General features: G+C 72.8%; 19 protein-coding genes and 1 tRNA gene. 11 read left to right on the top strand and 9 right to left on the bottom strand.

The annotated features are described in order from the left end of the window. The first annotated feature begins 66 nt into the window (after window positions 1–66). Complete coding sequence (gene nrfD, locus Msi02_RS23195; RefSeq protein ID WP_239108635.1) at window positions 67–1002, top strand: NrfD/PsrC family molybdoenzyme membrane anchor subunit; 936 nt, start codon at window positions 67–69, stop codon at window positions 1000–1002. A 240-nt stretch (window positions 1003–1242) separates the two neighbouring features. Further along, complete coding sequence (locus tag Msi02_RS23190; protein WP_204050234.1) at window positions 1243–1443, top strand: hypothetical protein; 201 nt, start codon at window positions 1243–1245, stop codon at window positions 1441–1443. A 194-nt stretch (window positions 1444–1637) separates the two neighbouring features. Here the strand turns inward: Msi02_RS23190 and Msi02_RS44025 are convergent, their stop codons facing one another. Continuing rightward, window positions 1638–1766, bottom strand: coding sequence for a hypothetical protein (locus Msi02_RS44025; RefSeq protein ID WP_275414162.1), 129 nt, complete (start codon window positions 1764–1766; stop codon window positions 1638–1640). Between the two features lie 297 nt (window positions 1767–2063). Here Msi02_RS44025 and Msi02_RS23185 point away from each other — a divergent pair, with 297 nt between their 5' ends. Then, entirely contained in the window at window positions 2064–3239 is a 1176-nt protein-coding gene (locus Msi02_RS23185) for an MFS transporter (RefSeq protein ID WP_204050233.1), read from the top strand. Here Msi02_RS23185 and Msi02_RS23180 read toward each other — a convergent pair. After that, window positions 3219–3815 carry a DUF6886 family protein gene (locus Msi02_RS23180; protein ID WP_239108634.1) on the bottom strand — a complete coding sequence of 199 codons (597 nt, stop codon included), beginning with the start codon at window positions 3813–3815 and terminating at the stop codon, window positions 3219–3221. The two genes, Msi02_RS23185 and Msi02_RS23180, sit on opposite strands and share 21 nt — an antisense overlap. 45 nt (window positions 3816–3860) lie before the next feature. Further along, a complete protein-coding gene (gene selD, locus Msi02_RS23175; RefSeq protein ID WP_204050232.1) occupies window positions 3861–4874 on the bottom strand; it encodes a selenide, water dikinase SelD in 1014 nt (337 codons plus the stop codon). An 89-nt stretch (window positions 4875–4963) separates the two neighbouring features. On the opposite strand from selD, the gene Msi02_RS23170 reads away from it, so the two are divergent. Both Msi02_RS23170 and Msi02_RS23165 read left to right on the top strand, forming a co-directional pair. Beyond that, window positions 4964–5057, top strand: a tRNA-Sec gene (locus tag Msi02_RS23170). Window positions 5058–5201: 144 nt separating this feature from the next. Beyond that, window positions 5202–6065: a hypothetical protein gene (locus Msi02_RS23165; protein ID WP_239108633.1), complete on the top strand. Its 864-nt coding sequence runs from the start codon at window positions 5202–5204 to the stop codon at window positions 6063–6065. Window positions 6066–6126: 61 nt separating this feature from the next. On the opposite strand, the gene Msi02_RS23160 is transcribed toward Msi02_RS23165, so the two are convergent. The 3 genes from Msi02_RS23160 to Msi02_RS23150 all read right to left on the bottom strand — a co-directional run bounded on the left by Msi02_RS23160 (window position 6127) and on the right by Msi02_RS23150 (window position 10773). Then, window positions 6127–8694, bottom strand: a complete 2568-nt coding sequence (locus tag Msi02_RS23160; protein WP_204050231.1) for a caspase, EACC1-associated type — start codon at window positions 8692–8694, stop codon at window positions 6127–6129. Window positions 8695–8788: 94 nt separating this feature from the next. Continuing rightward, the gene (locus Msi02_RS23155) at window positions 8789–9550 is read right to left on the bottom strand and encodes an IclR family transcriptional regulator (protein ID WP_204050230.1); all 762 of its coding nucleotides are present in this window, start codon (window positions 9548–9550) and stop codon (window positions 8789–8791) included. 80 nt (window positions 9551–9630) lie between these two features. Further along, on the bottom strand, window positions 9631–10773 hold the full coding sequence (locus Msi02_RS23150) for a pectinesterase family protein (protein WP_204050229.1): 1143 nt from the start codon (window positions 10771–10773) through the stop codon (window positions 9631–9633). Window positions 10774–10991: 218 nt separating this feature from the next. On the opposite strand from Msi02_RS23150, the gene Msi02_RS23145 reads away from it, so the two are divergent. The 3 genes from Msi02_RS23145 to selB all read left to right on the top strand — a co-directional run bounded on the left by Msi02_RS23145 (window position 10992) and on the right by selB (window position 16050). Next, window positions 10992–12863 carry a hypothetical protein gene (locus Msi02_RS23145; RefSeq protein WP_204050228.1) on the top strand — a complete coding sequence of 624 codons (1872 nt, stop codon included), beginning with the start codon at window positions 10992–10994 and terminating at the stop codon, window positions 12861–12863. Window positions 12864–12982: 119 nt separating this feature from the next. Further along, a complete protein-coding gene (gene selA / locus Msi02_RS23140) occupies window positions 12983–14254 on the top strand; it encodes an L-seryl-tRNA(Sec) selenium transferase (protein WP_239108632.1) in 1272 nt (423 codons plus the stop codon). Further along, window positions 14254–16050: a selenocysteine-specific translation elongation factor gene (selB, locus tag Msi02_RS23135; protein WP_204050226.1), complete on the top strand. Its 1797-nt coding sequence runs from the start codon at window positions 14254–14256 to the stop codon at window positions 16048–16050. Before selA ends, selB begins: the two co-directional genes overlap by 1 nt. 63 nt (window positions 16051–16113) lie before the next feature. Here the strand turns inward: selB and Msi02_RS23130 are convergent, their stop codons facing one another. Beyond that, on the bottom strand, window positions 16114–16521 hold the full coding sequence (locus Msi02_RS23130) for a PPOX class F420-dependent oxidoreductase (protein ID WP_239108631.1): 408 nt from the start codon (window positions 16519–16521) through the stop codon (window positions 16114–16116). A 68-nt stretch (window positions 16522–16589) separates the two neighbouring features. Between Msi02_RS23130 and Msi02_RS23125 the strand changes: the two genes are divergently transcribed. Further along, a complete protein-coding gene (locus Msi02_RS23125; protein ID WP_204050224.1) occupies window positions 16590–17207 on the top strand; it encodes a TetR/AcrR family transcriptional regulator in 618 nt (205 codons plus the stop codon). A 170-nt stretch (window positions 17208–17377) separates the two neighbouring features. Here the strand turns inward: Msi02_RS23125 and Msi02_RS23120 are convergent, their stop codons facing one another. Then, on the bottom strand, window positions 17378–18187 hold the full coding sequence (locus Msi02_RS23120; protein ID WP_204050223.1) for an alpha/beta fold hydrolase: 810 nt from the start codon (window positions 18185–18187) through the stop codon (window positions 17378–17380). A gap of 163 nt (window positions 18188–18350) precedes the next feature. Here Msi02_RS23120 and Msi02_RS23115 point away from each other — a divergent pair, with 163 nt between their 5' ends. Beyond that, window positions 18351–19241: a helix-turn-helix domain-containing protein gene (locus tag Msi02_RS23115; protein ID WP_204050222.1), complete on the top strand. Its 891-nt coding sequence runs from the start codon at window positions 18351–18353 to the stop codon at window positions 19239–19241. Here Msi02_RS23115 and Msi02_RS23110 read toward each other — a convergent pair. Next, window positions 19202–20491, bottom strand: a complete 1290-nt coding sequence (locus tag Msi02_RS23110) for a cryptochrome/photolyase family protein (protein WP_204050221.1) — start codon at window positions 20489–20491, stop codon at window positions 19202–19204. The two genes, Msi02_RS23115 and Msi02_RS23110, sit on opposite strands and share 40 nt — an antisense overlap. Window positions 20492–21056: 565 nt before the next feature. Here Msi02_RS23110 and Msi02_RS23105 point away from each other — a divergent pair. Beyond that, window positions 21057–23471 carry a collagen-like domain-containing protein gene (locus tag Msi02_RS23105; protein WP_204050220.1) on the top strand — a complete coding sequence of 805 codons (2415 nt, stop codon included), beginning with the start codon at window positions 21057–21059 and terminating at the stop codon, window positions 23469–23471.

Raw genomic sequence — 23471 nt, 5'->3', positions numbered from 1 at the left:
CCGCGGTTTCGCGGGCGTGACCGGGATGCGCACGAACACCACGAACGCAGTCGCGGGGAGGATCTGATGCCGAGGCGCCGGGACGAGATGGTGCCGGACGCCGAGTTCCGGTCCTACTACGGGCAGCCGGTCATCAAGCAGCCCATCTGGCACGAGCCCCACATGCCGACGTACCTCTATCTGGGCGGGCTGTCCGGCGCGGCGGGCGCGATGGCGGCGGCCGCCCGCCTCACCGGGCGGGACCGGCTGGAACTGGCCGCCAGGATGACGGCCTTCGCGGGTGCGAGCGCCGGTGCGGCCTTCCTCGTGGCCGAGCTGGGCCGGCCGATGCGCTTCCTCAACATGCTGCGGGTGTTCAAGCTCACCTCGCCGATGAGCGTCGGCTCCTGGACGCTGGCCGCCCACAGCGGGCTGACCGGCGTCGCGGCGGGCTCGGCGGTGACGGGCCTGCTGCCCCTCGCGGGCGACGCCGCGTCGGTCGCGAGCGGCCTGAGCGGCGTGGCGATGGCCACCTACACGGCCGTCCTGCTGGCCGACACCGCCGTCCCCGCCTGGCACGAGGGGATGCGCGAGCTGCCGTTCCTGTTCTCCGGGAGCGCCCTCGCGTCGGCGGGCGCGGCCGTCATGCTGACCACGCCCCGGGCGCAGGCCGGGCCCGCCCGCGCCGCGGCGGCGGCGGGCGCCGTGGCCGAGGTCGTCGCCGGCGGGCTGATGGAGCGCCGCCTCGGTCTCGTCGGTGAGCCGTACCGGAAGGGCAGGGCGGGCAGGCTCATGCGGGCCTCCCGCGTGCTCACCCTCGGCGGCGCCCTGCTCGCCACGGTCGCCGGGCGCAGCCGGGCCCTCACCGCGCTGTCCGGGCTCGCGATCACGGCCGGAGCCCTGTGCACCCGGTTCGGCGTGCTGGAGGCGGGCCGGGCCTCGGCCAAGGATCCCAGGTACACCGTCGTGCCGCAGCGCGACCGCCTCGACGCCGGCCGCCCCGCCTCCGTCCCCGGCCGCTAGGGTCACGGCCTCAAGCTCCCGAAGCTACGGTGAGCCGCATGGTAGGGACGGTCAGCCGGCAGGCGGTCCGGCAGGCGGTCCGGCAGGCGGTCCGGCAGGCGGTCCGGCTGGCCTCGCTGCAAGTCACCTCCAAGTCGATCACCAAAGCCCGCTGCGAAGCTCCGGTATCGATAACGACACCGAAGAGGCGGCCGGGACAGCCTGCCCTTCCGCCTCACGTTATGAACTGGAAGGAGGACCATGGTGAGACATTCGTTCCGTGCTCTCGGCGGCGTCGGGCTTGCCGCCGCGCTGCTGGTCGCCGTGTTCGGCGCGACCCGTGCCACCGATCTCGCCGACGGGCAGGCCTCGATCTCGAACAGCCGTCCCGTCGGCGTCTATGCCTACGGCTACCCCGCGGGCGCTCACCCGGACGGGTGCGATCCACCTAGGTGCAGGTGATTTCCCCGTTTCACATCGTCGCCTCGGCACAAGTGCCAGGGCGTGATTCGGAGTGGTCGCGCGGCAGGCTCCTGGAGCCTGTCTGACAGTTGATCACACCACTGTGGTTGGAACCTGCTGGTCGCGGCCGGCGACCGGCAGGGCAACTCAATGGCAGCCCCTCCAATAACGCGGTCTCACGGGACGCGTATGGGTCAGGCGGGCATGGCAGGTGCAACCTCCATCGCATCGAGGGCGGCGAGGCCGATGAGGTGCGTTCCGGCGCTCCGTGCCTCGGCGATCGTCAGCTCGACCAGGGATCGATCGTCGACTTGCAGGTGCACACGCGGCTCGTCGTCACCGGGACCGAGGATCAGGTCGAGCCACAGCCGGGACGCTCACCGATGTGCGCCTCCATGCACCGAGGTGGGCACGGGCTACTTGAAGTCCCTGAACAAGCCGGGACGTGCTCGTCCAGGCCGGGCGTCGCGGAGGCGTGACGACGATGCCCGCCGAACCTTCCGGCTTGCCGACCACCGCAGGCAAGGCGTTTGGTCACGTCCGAAACGTGCCGGTGCCCGCTGCCTCGTCACTGCTTGGCTGGGTGCACACCCTCCACCCGCACCTGGCCGAACGGACCCATGTCGACAATCACGCTCACCCGGCCCCGCTCGCCTCTCATCGGCTGGCTCGCCGTCACCTCGCTCATGCTGGGCATCTTCACCATCGTCACCAGCGAGATCCTGCCCATCGGCCTGCTGCCCGCCATAGGCGCCGACTTCGGCATCTCCGACGGCACCACGGGGCTGACCATGGCCCTGCCCGGTCTCGTCGCCGCGGTCGCCGCGCCAACCGTCACACTGACCACCGCGCGCCTGGACCGCCGTGTGATGCTGTGCGTCCTCATGGGGGTGCTCGCCGCAGCCGACGTGCTGGCCGCGGTGGCGACCTCCTACTGGATCGTGCTGATCTCCAGAGGGCTCGTCGGCCTCACGATCGGCGGCTTCTGGTCCATCGGGGCCGGGTTGGCCGGCCGTCTGATGCCGCCGCACGCCGTCGGCACCGCCACCGCTGTGATCTTCTCGGCCGTGCCGTTGGGCTCCGTGCTCGGCGTACCGGCCGGGACCTTCATCGGCGACGTCGCCGGCTGGCGGACCGCCTTTCTGGTCCTGGCCGTGCCGGCACTCCTGGTCCTTGTGGCCCTGATACTGCTGCTGCCGCCGCTGCCCGCCCATCAGGCCACCAGCCCTCGCGTCCTGCTCGACCTGCTGCGCACCCGGGGTGCCGCTGTCGCCTTGCCGGCCACTTTCCTCATCGTCTTGGCCCATTTCGGCACCTACACCTACGTCACACCCTTCCTGCAGAACGTCACCGGCCTGCCTCCCGCCGCCGTCAGCGCCATCCTGCTGGCGTACGGAATCGCCGGAATCGCCGGCAACTTCCTGGCCGGCAAGGGCACGGTCACGCGGCTGCGAACGACCTTCGTGACCTGCGGCTGCCTGATCGCGGCCACGACCCTGCTGCTGCCCTCGGTCGGCGGCACAACCATCGGCGCCGTGATGTCACTCGTGGTCTGGGGCTTGGCCTACGGAGGCGTACCCGTCTGTTCGCAGGCATCGTTCATCGCCGCCGCCCCTCGCGCGCCCGAAGCCGCGACGGTCGTTTTCACCTCTTCCTTCCAGGCGACCTTCGCCCTCGGCGCGTTCCTCGGCGGACGTGTCGTCGACGCCTTCTCGGTCTCCACCGTGATGATCTGCGGCGGGCTGACCGCTCTCCTCATGGCGGCAACCCTGTGGTCACTCGGCAAACCCCGCTGACTCGGTCAGGTGCCGTCCGCCGCGATCGAGGAGTGGCTGTGGGCGCCGGGGGCGGGCGTTGCGGAGGCGGATGCCGCTCCAGCCCAGGGAACTGGCGGTCAAGGCGTCCCAGAACGGCCAGAGGTTGTCCAGCAGCCTGAGCTGGATGCCGGCCTCCTCGTGCAGCCGTAGCAGGTCGCCGACGGGTTCGGGCGGCCCGAGCGGTTCGACGGGCTCGGTGGCCACCACCGCGTTCGGCACCGGCTCGCCGAACGGGACGAACTTCTCCGCCGGGAGCCGATAGGCGTACAAGCGGACGGTCAGGAACGTCTCCAGCCAGCCGTACTCGATGGCGTGGACCCGCTCGCCGCAGCCCGGCCCGATGATCCGATCCCGGTCGTCGTCCGTGGTCGCCGGGGTGGTCCAGGCCATGGCCCGCGGGCACTGGCGAGGGAACCAGTAGTCGGGGCAGCGGTCGGCCGTCACCGCCCAGACGTACGCCTCCGGCTGCCGTGCGGTGGCCGCCACGTGCGGAACGAATCGGGTGATCTCGGGGTCCTCGGAGAAATGCAGCACCTCGCCGGGCTCAGGTCGCATGTCCCGGGTCTACCACCTCACCGCCGTCCCGGGCGTCAGGTGGTGTCAGACGAGCCGGAGCGCGGCGGCCTCGGCCGGGACGAGTTCGCCGACGATCGGCGCGCCGGGGACCTCGCCGGCGACCAGCAGGCCGCCCGAGGTCTGCGCGTCGGCCAGCAGGAGCAGGTCCTCCTCCGCGTACCGGCCCGGGTCGAGGTGGGGGCGCACCCAATCCAGGTTGCGGCGGGTGCCGCCACTGACGTAGCCGTCGCGCACCGCCTGCCGCGCCCCCTCCAGGTAGGGCACGGCCGCCACATCGACCACCGCCGTGACGCCGCTCGCCCTGGCGAGCTTGTAGAGGTGGCCGAGCAAACCGAATCCGGTGACGTCGGTCGCGCACGCGGCCCTGGCCGCCAGCGCCGCCCGCGAGGCGTCCCGGTTGAGCGTCGTCATCACCTCGACCGCCTGCGGGAACACCTCGCCGGTCGCCTTGTGCCTGGTGTTGAGCACGCCCACGCCGAGCGGTTTGGTGAGGGAGATCGGTGACCCCGCCCGTCCCGCGTCGATGCGCAGCAGCCGGTCCGGGTCGGCCAGGCCGGTGACGGCCATGCCGTACTTCGGCTCGGGATCGTCCACGCTGTGGCCACCCGCGACGTGGCAGCCCGCCGCCCGCGCCACGTCCAGCCCCCCGCGCAGCACCTCCCTGGCGAGGTCCATGGACAGCGTCTCCCTTGGCCAGCCCAGCAGGTTCACCGCCACGACCGGTTCGCCGCCCACCGCGTACACGTCGGACAGCGCGTTGGTGGCCGCGATCCGCCCCCAGTCGTACGGGTCGTCCACGACGGGGGTGAAGAAGTCCGCGGTGGCGACGACCGCCCGGCAGCCCTCGATCCTGACCACGGCCGCGTCGTCGCCGTCGTCCAGTCCGATGACCAGTTCGTGCGCGTACGCGGACGGGTTCGGGGCCACGAGCCCGGCCACGATGCTCTCCAGCTCGCCCGGGGGGATCTTGCAGGCGCAGCCGCCTCCGTGCGCCTGCTGGGTCAGCCGGATTCCGGCCCGCTCCGCCGTCTCGGTCATGCCGCCCCGTTTCGAGTCGATCGTCCGCCACGCCGCCACCGCGGGGGCGCCGCCCGGGTCCCTACCCCGTTCCGGCTAGGTTTCTCCCTGGAGGTGTGTGGGCGCCTGGTGGCCCCCGCGGTCTTCAAAACCGACGAGGCCGAGGTCCTCGGCCTGGCGGGTTCGATTCCCGTCCACCTCCGCTCACCTACGCCCTTGCTCCATCAAGCCGCCGGCCCCGCCTCTCCTACGCAGTCGCCACCGCATCTGTTGACGACGACGGCTCGCTCACCGTTGCCTGAGCAAGTTGATGCTACTCTGGGTAATCGTCTGATAGCTTTGCGTGTCATGCCGTCCCCCCTGCATGACACGCTCAACCTGCTGTTCCGGCACAGGCCGCAGTTCGCCGTCGAGATGCTGCGCGACCACCTTGGCGTCGATGTACCCGACGGGCTGCCGGTCCAGGTCGCGAGTAACGATCTGAACGACCGTCCGTCCATCGATCTTCGACCCGATGTCGTGATCACGGTCGGGCCCCGGCATTCCCCTCTTCACGCGATCGTGGTGGAGATCCAACAGCGGCCGGATCCCGATAAGCAGCGTGCGCTACCTCGGTATGCCGCCGCATTGTGGTTGCAGCTGAATTGCCCGGTCACGGTGTTGGTCTTCTCTCCCGAGGCCCGGACCGCCGTTTGGGCTGCCAAGCCGATTCCTACCAGCCTGCCGGGCTACACCCTGACCTGCCAGGTGATGGGCCCGGACCATATCCCTCTCATCACCGATCCTGCGGAGGCAGCCGCACAGCCGGAGCTGTCTGCACTGTCCGTGATGAACCACGGAGAGCATGCCAAGGTGGTGGAGGCATTCGTGGCCGCGTTGCAGCACCTCCCCGCCGAACACGCTCCGCATTACTATGAATACGCATACCGGATGGCCTCGCAGGCCGCCCGACACCTGATGGAGGCACTCATGGAGTCCACCGTTTGGCCGGTCTACAGCCCGTTCGCGAAGATGCACTACGGCAAGGGCCTCCAAGCCGGGCGAGCAGAAGGTGAGGCGAGGGCGGTGCTGACCATCCTGGAGGCGCGGGGCATCCCGGTCTCCGAGGACGACCGTGCGTTCATCATGGAGTGCACAGATCTGGAGCGGCTTGACGAGTGGGCGCGGCGGGCCGTCACCGCGACGTCGGCCGCCGACCTGTTCACCGAATAGTCCTGACGTGCCCGCCGGGTGGTGAGTCCATCCGATGAGTCCAGATCGGACGGTGCTGGCACTATTCCTGCCGAGATGAGCGGGAGGACCTTCCCCTGGCCGTGTAGGCGGCGATCGCGACCAGGAGGGCCGCGACGAGCTGGAGGATCAGATGCTCCTTCGCGACGGTGTCGGTGGTGAACGTCCGGACGGTGCGGTTCACGAAACCGTGGTCGACGACGCCCTGCAGAACTCCCGCGATGAGGGAGAGCCGGGCGGCGGCGAGGAACTCCGGTCGCCCGCGGGCCGGGCGGACGCCGAGCAGCAGCATGACGAGCAGAGTGGGCAGGTAAGTGGTGACCGCCTCGGCCCGGCCGAGGTCGAGCACCACGAGCACGGTCGCGGCGGCGCCGAGGAGGAACGCGACGAGGGCTCGGGTGTCGCGTCGCTGCTCGATGCCGCGGACGACGAGCAGGCAGAGGCAGGCGACCGTCACCACCGTCGCTCCCCACCACTGCTGCGTCTCACCGGGGTCGTAGGCGATACGTTCAGGGGAGGCCAGGTGGGCCGCGATCACCGCCACCGCGATCAGGCTGACGACACGCTCCCCGAGCCGTGACCATCGCGTCGTCTCCGGCGGACCCTCCAGCATGACGACCGCGAAGACGAGCAGGGTCGCGGCCGCTGCGATCCACATGCTCCAGGCGCTGCTGTACTCGTCCGAGTAGAACGCGAGCAGCCCCAGCATGACCGCGCCCAGGCCGACGGCGAACCCGAGGGTGATCTCCCGAGCCCGTCCCTCAGGGGCAAGCAGTCCCGCCCCGAGGGCGGCGGCCACCAGCAGCCACTGCCAGAGCGTGGCGATCGGGCTCAGCCATGGGAGCGCCGCGCTGGCCAGCAGGAAGGCCGCCACAAGGGCGGGCAGCCGGAGGTTCAGGGCTCGGTCGCGCAACCGGAGCGCCCCAAGGACGCGGTTCCGGATCCCCGCCGTACCCTCCGACGGGGTCGGCGACGACGGCGTCGCCGCGGCGGAGACGGATGACATGGCCCGTCCCGCGGGGGGCAGCGTGGCCGGGGGCGGTTCCGGACGGGATGACGCGACCGATCGGCCCGGCGTGTCTTCACCAGGGGCGGTGACCACCCCCGGGACCGGTTCGGCGCGGTCGTCCGCGGGGCGGGTGGACGCGGACGGAGCGGGCTCGCCTGGAGTGGCACGGACAGAGGTCGCGGGAGGTGGAGACTCCAACGGCTGTGGCGCGGAGGGCGGGAACGTCGACGGCGATGCCGGTGCGGCTGTCCTGCCGGTGGCGAGGGCCTCGGCGGCGGCCGTGGACACGGTGCGGCTGTCGTCGTCGGCGAGCTCCTGCAACGCCAGCCGTGCCGCCAGGGCGAGGCCCTCGTGCCGGGTCCCCAGCAGGCGCCGCAGCTCCTCGACCGCCCCGGCACGGACCCGGGGAATGGAGCTCTCGATGACCGCCTGGAGCTCCGCCGGCAGGGGAGAGGGCACGGTGACGGGGCGGGCGCGCCGCGCGACGTAGAGATCGCCCTGCAGGTCGAACGCCCACCTGCCCGGGGTCTGACCCGGTGTCGTCTGCCGGACCTTGTCGTAGACGTAGTCGTACAGCTCGTCGATGCCGACGTAGCCGTCCTGGTCGCGGTCGGCGTCCCCGGACTCCAGCCCTTCCACGAGGGCACGGGTGAACACCGACGGCGCCTGCTCCTGGGCGTCGGCGAGCTCGGTGCCGTCGAAGGCGTACTCCATCGCGTTCGACGCCGTGATCACCACCCGGCCGCGACCGCCGAACTGCTCCTCCACGTGCACGCCCATGCCGGCGCGCGGCACCGCGCCTCGTGCCCACGCTCCCGCATAACAGCAGTCGAGCAGCAGGATCATGCGCCTGGACCGGCTGCGGCTCATCCTGCGGCTGACGAACTCGGCCGAGACCGCGGTCGCCCCCAGGCGGTGCAGCTTGGTGGTGGGCGTGGCGAAGTACAGCTCCCCGTTGTCGTCCTTCACGCCGTGACACGAAAAATGCAGCAGCAGCACGTCGTCCGGGGCACGGTCGGTGAAGAACTCCTCGACCATCTCGCTGACCACGTGCGTGGGCTCGTTGAGCAGCGTCCGTACGTGGAAGCCGCCGATCGCCGGGTCGCCGAGCACGCGGGCCAGCGCCTCCGCGTCGCGTGCGGGAGCGCGCAGCCGGCGCAGCCCCGGATCGCGGTACTCGTCGCCGGCCACGATGAGAGCGCTCCGCGTCCCGGCCGGGGCGCGAACGGCCTCATGCCGCCGCACCCAGAGATCGGTCAGCCGGCGTTGCTCACCGGACGGCACACCGGTCAGCTCGATCGCGTCGCCGTCGATCGTGAGCTTCGCCGACCGGTGCTGGTCACGGGTCAGCCAGGCCGTCACCGCGCTCACGACCGCGGCGAGCAGTTCCGTGCCCGCGAGGGAGACCACCAGGCCGCCGAGGGAGAACGACAGGACCGCCCTGGCGCCGGGGGGCGGCGGCGCCCCCCGCTCGGCCTGCGCCGCCACCACGTCGATCTCCAGCAACTCCGCACGGAGCCGGGCCGTCAGGTCCTCCAGTTCGTGGGGGTCGGCGTTCTCCTCTGCGATCTGGATGGTCAGCCGGGTCGTTTCAGCGGCCATTGCGGCTCCCTTGCACGGGCCGGTCCCTGCCGATGCAGTGTCGGCCCGGCAACCCGGGGGAGGAAACAGCGCGGTCCACTCAGCGGACCGGGTGTCAGGTGCGGCCGAGATTGCGCGTGATCTCCCTCGACGCACGCAGCAAGAGTTCGGTGAGCCCGGCGGGCACCGCCGGCCGCACCGCGAGCGCGCTGACCGACGCGACGATCTCGCCGTCCGGGCGCCGGACCGGTACGGCCACGCAGCAGACCCCGGGAAGGACCTCCTGGTGATCGACGGCGACCGAACCCGACCGGCGGGCGGCCGCCTGGGCCCGCCGCCATTCGGCGAGCGTGAACCCCGGCGGCGCGGTGTCGCCGTCCGGTGTCCGCATCAGCAGCACCCGGCCCGCGGCGGTCGCCTCGGCCAGCTCGGAGCCCGGCAGGACCGGCGGCACCTCCTTGATCTCTCCCCGCGCCGCCGTGATCACCCTGATCCGGCCCTCTTCCAGCACGGTGAGGAATGTGACGGTCGTGGTCAGCGCGGACAGCAGGCGTACGGGTTCGCGGGCGGCGGCCTGCAGCCGCGGGTCGGGCTGCCACGCGTCGCCCAGGCGGGCGAGCCGCGGCCCCACAAGGTAGCGCTGCCCGTGCCGTTGCACCGCGCCGAGGTTCGCGAGCTGCCGGAGCAGGCGATAGGTGGTCGCCTTCGGCATGCCGGCGTCGCGGGCGAGTTCGGACAGACCGGCTCCCTCCTCGGCCGCCGCCAGGACGTCGAGCAGGTGGAACGCCCCTTCGAGGACGCCACGTCCGTTCGCTGTCCCGGATCGAAGCGCCGGTTCCCGGCCGGGACCGGCGTCGGCGTGGTCCCGCACGTCCATGGCAACTCCCCTCCCGAGGCGCTTACCAGGAACTCGCGGAGGAGGAGTCCGCCGTTACCGCCGGGACCGACAGAAGGGTGTCACCGGCCGGAGGGGCGGGGGAGCAGGGCCGGGCCGGGGCGCCAGTCGCCGAGGTAGCTCCCGGGAGTGTGCTCGGTGGCCTGCTCGGGGGTGAGCTGTGGCCGGTTCTCGGGGACGGGGATCGCGGCGCCCGGGCCGACGTTGTGGAACTCGCCGAACCGCGCGTCCTGCCAGTGATACCCGGAGGTCATGTCCACGTACGGCGTGGCCGCGTCGATCGAGGAGCCCATCCAGGTCTCGCGTACGACCAGCGACGGGAGAGCGGTCGGGTCGCTGCTGGGCCGCCATGGCCGGGCCAGGCCGAAGGACGCGTCGGCCGCGGGCCCGTTGATCACGCATCGCACCGCCAGATAACCGCGCGGGTTGGCTGCGGCGGTGCTGGGCGCGAACACGAAACCGTACGGACGGAACGTCACGTCCCTGGCCAGGGTGGTCAGCTCGCACCGTTCGAAGACGGCGGTGGCGCGGCCGAAGACGAAGTCGACGTCCCCCTCGATGTGGCACTGGCGGTAGTACTGCCGGGCGAAGGAGGCCAGGGCGCGGGTGTCGGCGTACAGCGTGTCCTGGTGGCCGAGGAAGCGGCACCTCTCGAAGTACGACCGGTCGCCCATGACCTTCGCCGCGACCGCCTGCGTGCCGGTGATGTCCGGGTGGTCGGCCCGCAGCCAGTCGTTGGCGAACGTGACGTGCGCGGCGGTGAAGCCGTCGGCCTGGATCGTGGTGGTGGCGCTGCCGCTGGTGCCGTACGTGCCGCCCTCGGGCTTGGGCGTGCCGGCCGCGTTGTCGTAGACGATCTCCACGTCGCGCGCGTCGCCGGTCGCCCCCAGGAAGCACAGGCCGGTCTTGGGCTGCGGCACGAGGACGGTCTCCCGGTAGGTCCCGGCCGCGATCACCAGGGTCCAGCCCTCGGCGGGGGCGTCCGGGGTCGCGTCGACGGCGGCCTGGACGGTGGTGTGGTCGCCGCGTCCCCCGGCGTCGACGTAGAGCGTGCGGTCGTTCAGCCGGTGGCGGGGCGAGCCGTACCGGCCGAAGGGGAGCACGTGGGCGGCGCGTGCGGGCGACGCCACCGCGAGTCCGAGGAACGCGGCGGCCCCGCCGGCCAGCACCTGCCGCCGGCCGATCAGGGGGGTGAGGGACGACATGACGGCTCCTCTGGTCACATATGTGAACTGTTTTCTCAAGTGCGAACACACCATGAACAGCAGCACCGTAAGATCCGCCTCCGGCCCTGTCAACGACGGCGGCAAAACGGCTGGGGCGACAGTCACAAGAGGGTGTCAAGTGATCTCCAAGCCGGATCGGACAGCATGATCCGTCTTTCCTGAGCAACGACTTCCGTGAACAACGAAAAGGACCCCCGATGAGATGGACGGCGACGCTGCTGAGCGCCACGCTGCTCGGCGGCCTGCTGACCGCCCCTCCGGTGCTCGCGGCCCCCGCTCCCATGACGGCCCCCACGTCCACGTCGGCCGCCGCCGCCAGGCCGGCCCCCGTCGTCAAGACGGCAGTGGCCAGGGTCAAGGCGAGCCCGGCCACGAGAACCGGCGCCTGCCCCACCACCGTGGGCTTCTCGGCCGTGGTGGCGGCCAAGGGCAAGGGAACCGTGCGCTACCGCTGGGTGCGCGGCGATGGGAGCAAGGGCGCGATCAGGAGCTTCCACGTCAACGGCGCGCGCAAGGTGGTCGTGCGGGACCGGCAGACGTTCGACCGCAGCACCTCCGGCTGGCAGGCCGTGGAGATCCTCGGCAAGAAGGGACTGTCGGCCAAGGGCCGCTTCGACGTCCGGTGCACCGGCGCCGTCGTGATCTGGGACACCGCCCACCCGCTGCCCGCCAAACCGGGCGCACCGCTGGTCGCCGCGGCCGCGGTCAGCGCGAGCCCGGCGACCTACCGGGGCGCCTGCCCCACGACCGTGACGTTCACGGGCACCATTCAGGTGTCGCGTACGCCCGCCAAGGTCTACTACCGGTGGATCGACAGCGGCACGGGGGAGGGCCGGCTCGAGTCGCTCTTCTTCGCGGCCGGCGGCCCGCGCAGCCGCCAGGTCACGCTCCCGCTGGCCGTGGGCAGCTCGACCGCGGGCTGGAAGGCCATCCGCATCGTCAACGCCGGCGGTCGCGACTCCGGGCGGGCCGCCTACACCGTGACCTGCACGACCACGCCGCCGACCTCGCCGAGCCCATCGGCTCCGCCCAGCCGCTCGCCCAGCCCGTCGCCTTCGTCCAGTCCGTCCACGAGCCCGAGTCCTTCGGCAAGTCCGACGCCGCCGCCCGTGCAGACGCCGGTGCCGCGGATCGCCGACCTCACGCCCGGTGACTACGAGGGCAGCTGCCTCGAGCCCGTCGCGTACCAGGCCACCGGCCAGATCTCGCTCCCGGCGGGCGCGGCACAGAGGGTCGAGTACTGGTGGAGCCTCGACGGCTCCGCGTGGCAGCGGCAGTTCGCCGACTTCCCCGCCGGCGACCAGCCTCGCGTGCAGAACGTGTCCGCGACCTGGAGCCTCGACTCCACCCGGAGCGGCTCCCACACCATCGCGCTGCAGGCCGAAGGCGGTCCCGCCCAGCCGGCCCAGCGTACGTTCACCTTCACGTGCGTGGCCGAGGGCGGCGACGCCACCCTGACCGTCGAGTACATGCTGACGCCTCACTTCAAAGGCGAGTGCGACGGCTCGTTCCCGATGCGGGCCAGCGCGATGGTCCTGACGGACCGCGACGCGGAGGTCACGTATCGCCTGGTCGTCGACGGCAAGCCGGGCGTGCTCAGGACGGCCCAGCTCAAGCCCGGCGTACGGAGCACGATCGGCGACTTCTGGTACGGCAACGCCAGGTCCAGCGGTTCCGGCGTCGTCCGCCTGGAGATCCTGAACCAGAACAAGCCCGCCAAGCAGGCGCCGTACAGCTGGACGTGCGTGGCGCCGGACCCGTCGCCGGGCACGGTGCAGATCACCGAGATCGAGTCGGTCGGCTACTACGGCGACTGCGTGGTCGCCCCCTACGTGACGGCCTTCGGCGAGTTCAAGGCGCCCGCGGGGACGGAGATCACCTACCGCTGGGTGGTCGACGGCGTAGCCCAGCAGACCTTCACCCACACGGTCCCCGAGGGCGGCGTGATAGGCATCCAGGCCTGGTACTGGACGCGGGCCGAGAAGACCGACGGAACCGTCAAGATCGAGGTGTTGAACCACAACAAGCCGACGGCGCAGGCGGCCTATCCCGTCAACTGCCAGGGCTGACGAAGAACCAGGGCATGCCGTTGGTCCCCCGCCCGGCGTGCCCTCGGGCGCACGGCCCGGCCTCGCGGGCCGGGCCGTGCGCCATCGCTGTAATTTGAAGTGTGGATCCACGGAGGCGGGTGCCGCGCACCGACGCCGTGCTGGCCGATCCGCGGCTGGTCGCCGCCATCGAGCGGCTCGGCCGTCCGGCGGTCAAGGACGCGGTCGCGTGCGCGCAGCAGCGGGTGCGGCAGGGCGAGATCGAACCGGAGGACGTCGCGGACGTCGCGCTGGCGGCGCTGCCGCGCCACGCCACGAGCCTCCGCCCTGTGATCAACATGACCGGCGTGCTGCTCCACACGAACCTGGGCCGTGCGCCGCTGTCCCCGGCCGCCGTCGAGGCGGTGACGGTGGCGGCGGGGGCGACCGACGTGGAGTTCGACCTGGCCACGGGGGCGCGGGCGCGCCGGGGACGCGGCGCGGTCGAGGCGCTCGCCCGGGTTGTGCCCGACGCCGGGGGCGTCCACGTGGTCAACAACAACGCCGCCGCCCTCGTGCTGGCCGCCACCGCGCTCGCCGCCGGGCGGGAGATCGTGATCAGCAGGGGCGAGCTGGTCGAGATCGGCGACGGTTTCCGCATTCCCGACCTGCTCGTGTCCACCGGCGCACGGCTGCGCGAAGTGGGCACGACCAACCGCACCGCCCTGGCCGACTACCGGGACGTGATCGGGCCGCAGACGGGGTTCGTGCTCAAGGTCCACCCGTCGAACTTCCGGGTCGAGGGCTTCACCGGCTCGGTCGAGGTGTCCGAGCTGACCGGGCTGGGGGTGCCCGTGGTCGTCGACATCGGCTCAGGGCTGCTGGAACGCGATCCGCTCCTGCCCGAGGAGCCCGACGCCGCGAGCGTGCTGCGGGCCGGCGCCGACCTCGTCACCGCGAGCGGCGACAAGCTGCTCGGCGGCCCGCAGGCGGGCCTGCTGCTCGGCCGCCGCGACCTCGTCGACCAGCTCAGGCGTCACCCGCTCGCGCGTGCGCTGCGCGTGGACAAGCTGACGCTGGCCGCGCTCGAGGCGACGCTGCGGGGCCCGGAGCCCCCCGTACGGCAGGCTCTCCACGCCGACCCGATCCTTCTCGGGGAGCGCGCCGAGGCACTGGTCAAGGCGCTGTGCCAGGCCGGCGTGGACGCGGCGGCCGTGCCCGCGCAGGCGACCGTGGGCGGGGGCGGAGCCCCGGGAGTGCGCCTGCCGAGCACGGCCGTGAGCCTGCCGGAACCGCTGGCCGTACCGCTGCGGCGGGGCGAGCCGCCGGTCGTCGGCCGGGTCGAGGGGGGCCGCCTGCTGCTCGACCTGCGCGCCGTGCCGCCGGAGCGGGACGGCGAGGTCCTGGAGGCCGTCCTGAAGGCGGCCGGCTGATGCACGTCGTGGCCACGGCCGGACATGTCGACCACGGGAAGTCGACGCTGGTGCGGGCGCTGACCGGGATGGAGCCCGACCGGCTGGCGGAGGAGCGGCGGCGCGGGCTCACGATCGAGCTGGGCTACGCCTGGACGACGCTGCCCTCCGGGGAGCGGGTGGCGTTCGTCGACGTGCCCGGGCACGAGCGGTTCCTCGGCACGATGCTCGCCGGGGTCGGACCGGTGCCCGCCGTGATGTTCGTCGTCGCCGCCGACGAGGGATGGATGCCCCAGTCGGAGGAGCATCTGGTCGCGGTGCGCACCCTCGGCGTACGGCACGGCCTGCTCGCCGTCACCCGCGCCGACCTGGCCGACCCCGCGCCCGCGCTGGAGGACGCGCGCGACCGGCTGGCGGCGGCGGGGCTGGGCGACGTGGAGGCCCTGGCGGTGAGCGGGCGCACCGGCGAGGGCCTGGACGGGCTGCGCGCCGCCCTCGACCGGCTGGTGGCGGCGCTGCCCGCGCCCGATCCGCGGGCCCCCGTACGCCTGTGGATTGACCGGGCGTTCAGCGTGCGCGGCAGCGGGACCGTCGTGACCGGCACGCTGCCCGCCGGGCGCGTCGAGGTGGGCGACGAGCTGGAGCTGGACGGCGAACCGGTGCGGGTGCGCGGCCTGGAGTCGCTGAAGGAGCACGTCGAGTCGGTCACCGGGGTCGCGCGGGTGGCGCTCAACCTGCGCGGGCGGATCACGCCGCAACGCGGGCACGCCCTCGTCACGCCCGGCGCCTGGACGACGACGAGCCTGGTCGACGTGCGCGTGACGAGGGCGGAGGGCGCCCGCGGGCCCCTGCCCGCGCGGCTCACCGCCCACATCGGCTCGGCGTCGGTGCCGTGCGAGGTGCGCCCGCTCGGCCCTGAGACCGAGGGGGCGGCGGCCCGGCTGCGCCTGGCCCGGTCGCTTCCCCTGCACCTGGGAGACGCGCTGCTGCTGCGGGACCCGGGCCGGGGGCAGGGCGAGCTGCGGGTGCTCGCGCGGGCGACCGTGCTCGACGTGCGGCCCCCGGAGCTGCGCCGCCGGGGGGCGGCCAGGGAGCGCGCCAAGGCGCTGGCGGACGCGTCGGCCGACGCGGCCTCCCTCCTGCGTACGCACCTGCTGCTGCGCGACGGCGAGCTGGTCGCGATGGGCTGTCCGCCCGAGGGACGGCCGGTGGCCGCCGGCTGGCACGCCGACCCCGATCACTGGTCGGGGCTGTCCGCCCGGCTCCCCGAGGTCGTACGGCGGTACGCGGCCGACCACCCCCTGGAGCCCGGGATGCCGGTGGAGGCCGCCCGCCACGAGCTGGGCCTGCCCGACCGCCGGCTCGTGACGGCGCTCGTACGGCCGCCGCTGACGGTGGCCGACGGGCGGATCACCACGACGGGCCGCGTCGTGACCGGAACCGCGGGGCTGCCCGCTCCCGTCGCCCGGGCGGTGCGGGCCCTGCTTGACGACCTGGCCAAGGCCCCGTTCCAGGCGCCGGAGGCCGGGCGGCTGGCCGCGCTGGGGCTCGGGCCGCGCGAGCTGGCCGCCGCCGTACGCGCCGGGGCGCTGCTGCGGGTGGCGGACGGCGTCGTGCTCGCGCCGGGCGCGGACGCACGCGCGGCGGCGCTGCTGGCCCGGCTGCCGCAGCCGTTCACGGTCAGCCGGGCCAGGAGCGCGCTCGGCACCAGCCGCAGGGTCGCGGTGCCGCTGCTGGAGCACCTCGACCGCAAGGGCCTCACCGAGCGGGTGGACGAGGTCCACCGCCGCTGCCGGCCCGCCACCGTCGCGCCGTAGCGTCCCGTGGCGACCCGGTGCCGCTCGCGGAGTCCACGAGGACGCCGGGCGCGTGGGAGACGCTCACGCCTCCGGGACGTCGCGCTTGCCGGCGGCGGGGTTGCCGGGGTCGACGCCGAAGCTGATGATCCGCTGCGGATGGACGCGGATGATCGGGCCGGCCAGTGGGGCGTTCGAGTCGGCGGGCTCGGCGATCGCCTCGCCGCGTCCGCGTATCTCCAGGCACCGCACCTGCCAGGGATCGACGGACGGGACGTCGTCCACGACGAACGCCACCTTGCCGTTGGCCAGCACGTTGCGGAACTTGCGGCTGGCCGCCATGTCGCGCCCGCCGATGTCGATCGTCCCCAGCTCACGGTTGTAGCGGAACCCGACAGGGCTCACCTGGAGGGTGCCGTTCGGGTGGAGCGTGGCCAGGCGCCCGATCCGCTGACCGTCGAGGTACTCGATTTCGCGCTCTGTGAAGATCACGGGCTCGTCCTTATCAAGTGCTTGATTGACGTTTGTCATTCAAGCACTTGATTGGCTAGGGTGCGCGCATGGCTTCAGCAGCGCGGCGCGCACCTCAGGAGCGGGGGAAGGCGGCGGAACGGACCCGCGAGCGGATCCTGGAGGCGGCGGTCGAGGAGTTCGGCGCGAAGGGGTACGCCGGAGCCCGTACGGCCGCCATCGCGGCGCGAGCGGGGGTCAACCAGCAGCTCATCTCGTACTACTTCGGCGGTAAGCAGGGGCTCGTCGAGGAACTGCGGCGCAGGTGGGCGCGGGCGCAGCAGAGCGTGACGCCGCCCGGCGCGACGTACGCCGAGAGCGTGGCGGCCCACCTCGACGCGACGCTGGACAACCCGGACTGGTCCCGGCTCGTGGTCTGGCAGGCGCTGGGGGACAGCCCGGCCACCGCGGGCGACGACGAATGGGCGGCGGCGCAGCGGGCCCGGCTGCGCGAGGCCGTCGAGCGGACCCGCCGCCGCCAGGAGGAGGGCGAGATCACCGGTGATCTGGACGCCGAGTTCGTCCTGCTCGTCGCCTACGCGCTGGCCTTCGCGCCCATCGCGCTGCCCCGGATGGTCGAGGGGATCGTCGGCGTCGATCCGCTGTCGAAGGACTACCGCGAGTGGGTCGCCGGCCAGCTCGCCGCGATGACGAGAAGAGACTCATGAGCAGGATGGTCCTGTTCTCCGCCTAACGGCTCGATCGTCTAGCGGCTCGATCGCCTACCGGCCCGCCGCCGAGCGGATCGGCATGTGGCGGCCGGGCATCGAGCGCTCGGCGGTCCGGCTCGCCGGGCCGGCCGCGCCGTGCGAGAAGGGCGACCCGAAAGTGGGGATCGTCAGCCCTCGGCGACGGTGGCGATGAACCGGTCCAACGCGGCGGCGACCGCGTCCGGCGCCTCCACGGGCAGCAGGTGCCCGCTTCCGGCGACGACGTCCAACCGCGCGTGGGAGATGTGGGGCAGCAGGTGGTCGCGGAGCACCTGTGGCGGCTCGACCCGATCGTGTTCGGCGGCGAGCACCAGCACGGGAGCCTCGATCGCCCGCGCGGCGGCGGTGACGTCGGCGGCGATGCCGTGGAGGGGCCACTCCCGGCGCGCGGCGTCATCGGCGGCCAGGCTGTCGCGCACGATCGCCTCGCGGACCGAGTCCGGGATCCTGGTGGCGGTCAGGGCGGTGTCGAGGGCCTGCTCGACGGTCTGCACCGAGTCGTAGGCGCCGGCGAGAAATCGCCTGTAGTCGGGTGTGACGGTGGCGGGAGGCTCGGGCGGCGCGGGCGCGACCAGCACCAGACCGGCCAATCCGGCCGGACGCCGGGCCGCGGCCAGTTGGGCGACCTTGCCGCCCATGGAGTGCCCGACGAGCACGTATCGTTCCAGGCGCAGCTCCCGCACCACGGCCGCCAGGTCGTCGGCGAGCCGCTCGAGGCCGTACGGGCCGGGGAGCCTCCGTGACGCGCCCCACCCGCGCGGGTCGTAGCGGACCGTGCCGCGTTCACCCGGCAGCCGTTCCACGACCGCGTCCCAGGTCGCGGCCAAGCCGCCCCAGTAGGGCAGGAACACCGCCGTCGGCGCGCCGCCTCCCTGGTGGCGCACCGCGATCGTGCCGCCCGCCACCGGGACGCTCTGGGTTGTGAAAGTCGTCGTCATCGTGTCCTCCGAGTTATGGCACAAGCAGGCCTACGTGAGCGGGGTGTCGCGCCCTCCGGTGCCCCTGTCGTGCCGGGGTACGGAGAAAACGCTAGGGTGGCGGGCCGGTGAGATCCCGGTCGAAAGGCGCTCGGTGCTTGTGGAAAACGGTCAGCTTCCCGGTGTGCGGCAGCTCCGCTACGCCCCGGCGCCGGGACCGGACTTCGGCGTCGAGGTGCTCGGCTTCGACACGCTGCGGCGCATGGACCCCGACGGCCGCCGGGCAAGCCCTCAGCGTCCCGACTTTCACGTCCTGGCTCTGATCCGCTCCGGGCGCGGCCGGCACACGGCGGACTTCGTGGACCATCCGCTGGGTGAACGCACCGTCGTGTGGATCCGCCCCGGCGTGGTGCACCGCTGGACCGACGTCGATCGGGTCGACGGGTCCCTCGTGCTGTTCGAGCAGGGCGTCCTTCCCCCGGTGGGACCCGCGGCGCAGGCCGCGGCCGACGTCTTCGCCCCTGCGACCTGGCGGGCGGGCGAGGACGCCTGGCCCCTCTGCCTGGCCGCCGCCGACCACCTGGGCAGGGAGTACGCGGCCGCCCTGACGGCTCCCCAACCGGCGTCGGCGCCGATCCTCGCCCACCTGCTCGCCGCGCTCGTGCTGCGGGTGGTCCCCGAGAGGGGCTCCGCGCCGGGCTCCGACGGCCCCGAGCACGAGGTGTTCCGCCGGTTCCGGGCCGCGGTGGAACAGTCGTTCGCCACCTGGCACCACGTGGCCGACTACGCGGGCCCGCTGGGTTACACGCCCCGCACCCTCACCCGGGCCACCCGCGCGGCGGCCGGAGTGGGCGCCAAACAGTTTCTCGACCAGCGGATCCTGCTGGAGGCCAAACGGCTGCTCGCCCACACCGACCTGTCCGTCGCGCGGTGCGCGCAGCGGCTGGGCTTCGACGATCCCGCGAACTTCACCACGTTCTTCCAGCGTCAGACCGGCCTGCCGCCTGGCCGGTGGCGGGACGGGCACAGCGGCCGTCACGCCCTGAGCTCGCCGCCGAGGGGAGAGGAGGGGTAGCCCGGCACCCCGCCGCGTACCCTCCACGGCTCGTGGATCAGGTCGTCGGGCAGCGACGCGAGCTCGGGGACGTAGCGGCGCACGTACTCCCCCTCCGGGTCGAACCTTTTGGCCTGCCGCAGCGGGTTGAGCGTGCGGTAGGGCCGGGTGTCGTTGCCCGTCCCCGCGACCCACTGCCAGTTGCCGCAGTTGTTCGGCATGTCGCCGTCGAGCAGCCACTCGGCGAAGTGCTCAAGCCCGGCCCGCCAGTCGATCCCGAGCCGTTTGGTCAGGTAGGAGCCGGTGACCAGGCGCACCCGGTTGTGCATCCAGCCCTCGGCGCGAAGCTGGCGCATGCCCGCGTCCACGATCGGCATCCCGGTCGCGCCCTCCCGCCAGGCGGCCTCCGCCTCCTCGTCGCGCCGCCACTCCACGTCCCTCGGCCGGTAGTCGCGCCGGCCCATGTCCGGGAAGGCGTCGACGACCTGGTAGTGGAAGTCGCGCCAGCACAGCTGCCTGACGTACTCCTCGCCGCCGGGCCGTTCACAGGCGCGGTAGACCACCTCCGACGGCGACAGGCAGCCGAAGTGGAGATAGGCGCTGAGCATCGAGGTACGCCCCGCCATCCGGTCCCGGGTCTCCGCGTAGGAGGCCAGGCCGTCGCCCACCCACCGCTCCAGCCGCCGCCGTGCCTCGCTCTCCCCGCCCCGCACGATCCCGTACGGCTCGGGGGACGCCTCGGTCAGGACGCCCGGATCGATGCCGGGCGGCAGGCGCAGGCGGTGGGGCGCGCCGAGGACCGGCCGCCTCGCGGTGGCCGACCAGGCCCGCCAGTACGGCGAGAAGACCCGGTAATGGCTCCCGCCGCCGGGTCGCAGCGCGCCGGGGGGCACCACGGTCACCCCGGGGAAGAGGCGGAACTCCAGCCGGTGGGCCCGGCACTCCTCCGCCAGGCGCCGCTCCCGCCGCCGGGCCAGCGGGCTGACGTCCTCGCTCGCCCAGATCGCCGACGCGCCCGCCTCACCGGCCGCCCGTAGGGCGTGCGCCACCGGGTCGCCGTGCCGTACGACGAGGTCGCCGCCGAGCGCGCGCAGGGACGCCCGCAGGTCGTGGAGGGACGCGTGGAGGAAGTCGCGGCGGTGCCGGGCCCCGATCGCGGGGTCGAACACGAACATCGGAACGACGTGCCGGGCCACGGCGCACGCCTCGGACAGTGCCGGATGATCATGGATTCGCAGGTCCCGGTTGAACAGTACGACGACGGTCTCCACGCGTACCTCTTCGCCGCCGATCGCCCCGATGGTTGCGGCTGCCGAGTAAATCGCGAGATCGTTTCGTCGGGCGGTGGGGGCTGCTTCACGCCGAGACCGGTCGTGCGCGTCCTGTAATGCCGAAAAAGCATGGAAAGCTGGTTATTCCCCGGAAATATGAAGGCTATTCACATCGGATGTGGCGATCGGATGAAGGGCGAAAGTCGGGCACGGAAACCCTGTCGCGGCCGATGTGTCCGATGCATGGAAAGAGAGTGAAAGGCCAGGTCATCCGGCTCTCGAAGAGGAGAGGCGGGGTATGATCCGCGACTTCTCCAGACAAGTCGGGAGACGATAACGGCGCCGCGTCTGGGCCCCTTTCGGATGACCATATCGGTGTTATTTGCGGCTTATCCTCAACTGGCGATTTCTCTGGTTCTTTTCCTTCCCAACACAACGCAGTCAGTCTAAGATCTCGTTCTATGTATCGGTATGCATCAAGATTTCCTGTTAGGCAAGTGCGAAGCCTAAGTCGCAGTGATGCTCTGGCCGAACATGACGCCGTCGTCATCCTCACCCTGCCCCGGTGCGCATGAACCCGCCCGTCGGGGATGTGACGCTCGACCCCGGCCGGGGGATGGCATGGGTGGACGAGCACGGCGCACACCTCGTCGACTACGCCTCGGGCCACCTCGAGTCCGGCCCCATGCTCGCGGCGGTGATCGCCGCGCTGGAGTCGTGCGCCGCCCGCGAACGGCCCGGGAACGTTTCAGACCGGGCCTGGCTGCTGTCCGCGCTGCGCCGTGAGGTCGCCACCGGCCCGGGGCGGGGATTCCTGCCCGGACCCGGTCCCGGCGGGCCCGACCACCTCGCGGTGCGGCGCGCGTGGCGCCTGGCGGATCCTCTGGGCGCGGAGACGCTGCTCCTGCTCTACCGCCACGAACTCCCGTTGCGGGATCTCGTGTACGTGCTCGCCCTGCCGCTCAAGGAGGCCGGCAGGCTCATCGCGCGCACCCAGGACGTGGTGGAGATCCTCGTGAGCGGGCTGGACGGCCTCGCCCGGGGCCGCCCGATCTGCCCCGAGATCGCACCGCTGGCCGCCGCCGTCTTCCCGGACGAGCGCGGCGAGGCGGCCGACTTCGGCGCCGGCCGTACGGCGCTGCTCCGGCACATCGTGACGTGCGTGGTGTGCAAGCGGCCCATCAACATCCGATACACCGTTCCGCAGATCCTCTCCCGCCCCCCGGTCGCCGATCTCACGCCCGAGACCAGACAGCGACTCCTGGACGCCCTGGACAGGGCCCGGCGCACTCAGGCGGAGCGGACGGGCCACCGGCCTCCCTCGTCGTTCGGCATGCCGCTGTCCGCTCCCGTGGGCACCGCGCCCGCTCCTGCCACCCCCGCACCGGCGCTTCCCGCGTCGCCTCCGGCCGTCCCGCCGTCGGCACCGCCCGACTCCGGCCTGTCTCCGGTCGTGTCCGGTGAGGAGTTCCGCCCGCCGTCCCGGGAGGACGGGGAGGCCACGGAGGCCAGGGAGGACACCGGACCCGGCCGCCTGCTCCCGCCCGCGCAGCCGGAAACGCCGCGCCCTGCCGGCACCGCGGCGGATGCCGTACCCGAACTGCCGGAGCGCCCGGTGCGGGCCTTCTCACAGGAGGACACCCAACCGAGCCTGCCGTGGCCGTCCGGGACGCCGAAGTCACGCGGCACGCAACGGCCCAACCCGTTCCCCGGGCCGTCGAGCGCGAGCCGATCACCCGGGTCCCGGGGCACGACCCGATCGCCAGGGTCGCAGGGGACGGGCTCGCCCGGGCCAGCGGGGCCGGCAGGGCCGATTGGGTCGCGCGGGTCGCTTGGAACCGCCGGGCCGGCTGGATCCTCTGGGACCGTTGGATCCGCCGGGTCGCTTGGGTCTGCGGGGTCGGCCGGGTCTGTCGGCTACTTGGGCGCGGCCGGGGCGGCGCGGGGGGCGCACCCGGCCTCCGGAGAGGCCGCCGAACTGCCACCGGGGCAGGACACCCCTCTCTACAACGCGCTGCTCTCGCAGATCAGGGCCAGGGAGGCCCTGGCGCACGCCGCCGAGGCGGTCCCCGCCCCCGCGCACGTCCCCGATGCCGCCGACGCGGTCGGAAAGGCCGAACTCACCGACCGGCCGGTCGCCGGTGCGCAGATCAGGATCATCGAGGTCCTGGCCCGGGTCGGCACGCTGCTTCGGGCGACCGCGTTACGGATCGTCATCGTCGTCATCGCGGGGGCCGCCGGGACCGTCACGGGGATCAACCTCTTCGCTCCCGCCCCCCAATCCCAGAAGGGATCGCTGGAGGCGAGCGTCGCGCAGGCGTCCGCCAATCCCACGGGGACGGGCGCGAACCCCTCGGCGGCCGGCCGGACGGACGGCGCGGCGGTGGGCGGCACCACGACCGGCGGGACCGCGACCGGCGGGACCGTGGCGGGTGGTGCGGCTGCTGGTGCGGCGGCGGGCGAGGGCGCCACGAGCACGGCTTCGGGCACGCCGCAGGCCACGGTGACCGCGACCGCCGCCGGAGGCGCCACAGCCGGAGGCGCCGCACAGCCCGGCGGGCAGAGCACCGCGGCCGGAGGCGGTGCGCAGCCTGGCGGACAACAGGGCACCGCGGCCGGGGGTGCCGCGCAGCCCGGCGGACAGGGCGCCACCCCGGACACTCCCGCATCCCCCGGTGCCTTCCTCATGGGGAACTGGGGCGTGCAGGCGCCGTCCGTCGTCACACTCGACGCGTTCGGGAGGGGCACCATCACTCTCTCGACGACCTCCGGAAAACCCGTGAAATGGCGGATATCGGCACCCGGCCTGGTGGTCGAGCCGTCCAGTGGAACGCTCAAGCCCGGGCACACCGACGTGCTCACCGTGCGCGCGTTGCGCGTCCGCTACTGGTGCGGGGTCCCCTCGCCCGTGACGGCGCCGCTCGAACTGCACGGCCCGAAGGGCAAACGCACTGCCACCGTGCGATGGAGCACCTGCTGA

The organism is Microbispora siamensis, from assembly GCF_016863095.1.
GTDB lineage: Bacteria > Actinomycetota > Actinomycetes > Streptosporangiales > Streptosporangiaceae > Microbispora > Microbispora siamensis.
This window is presented reverse-complemented; position numbering and strand designations above follow the sequence as displayed.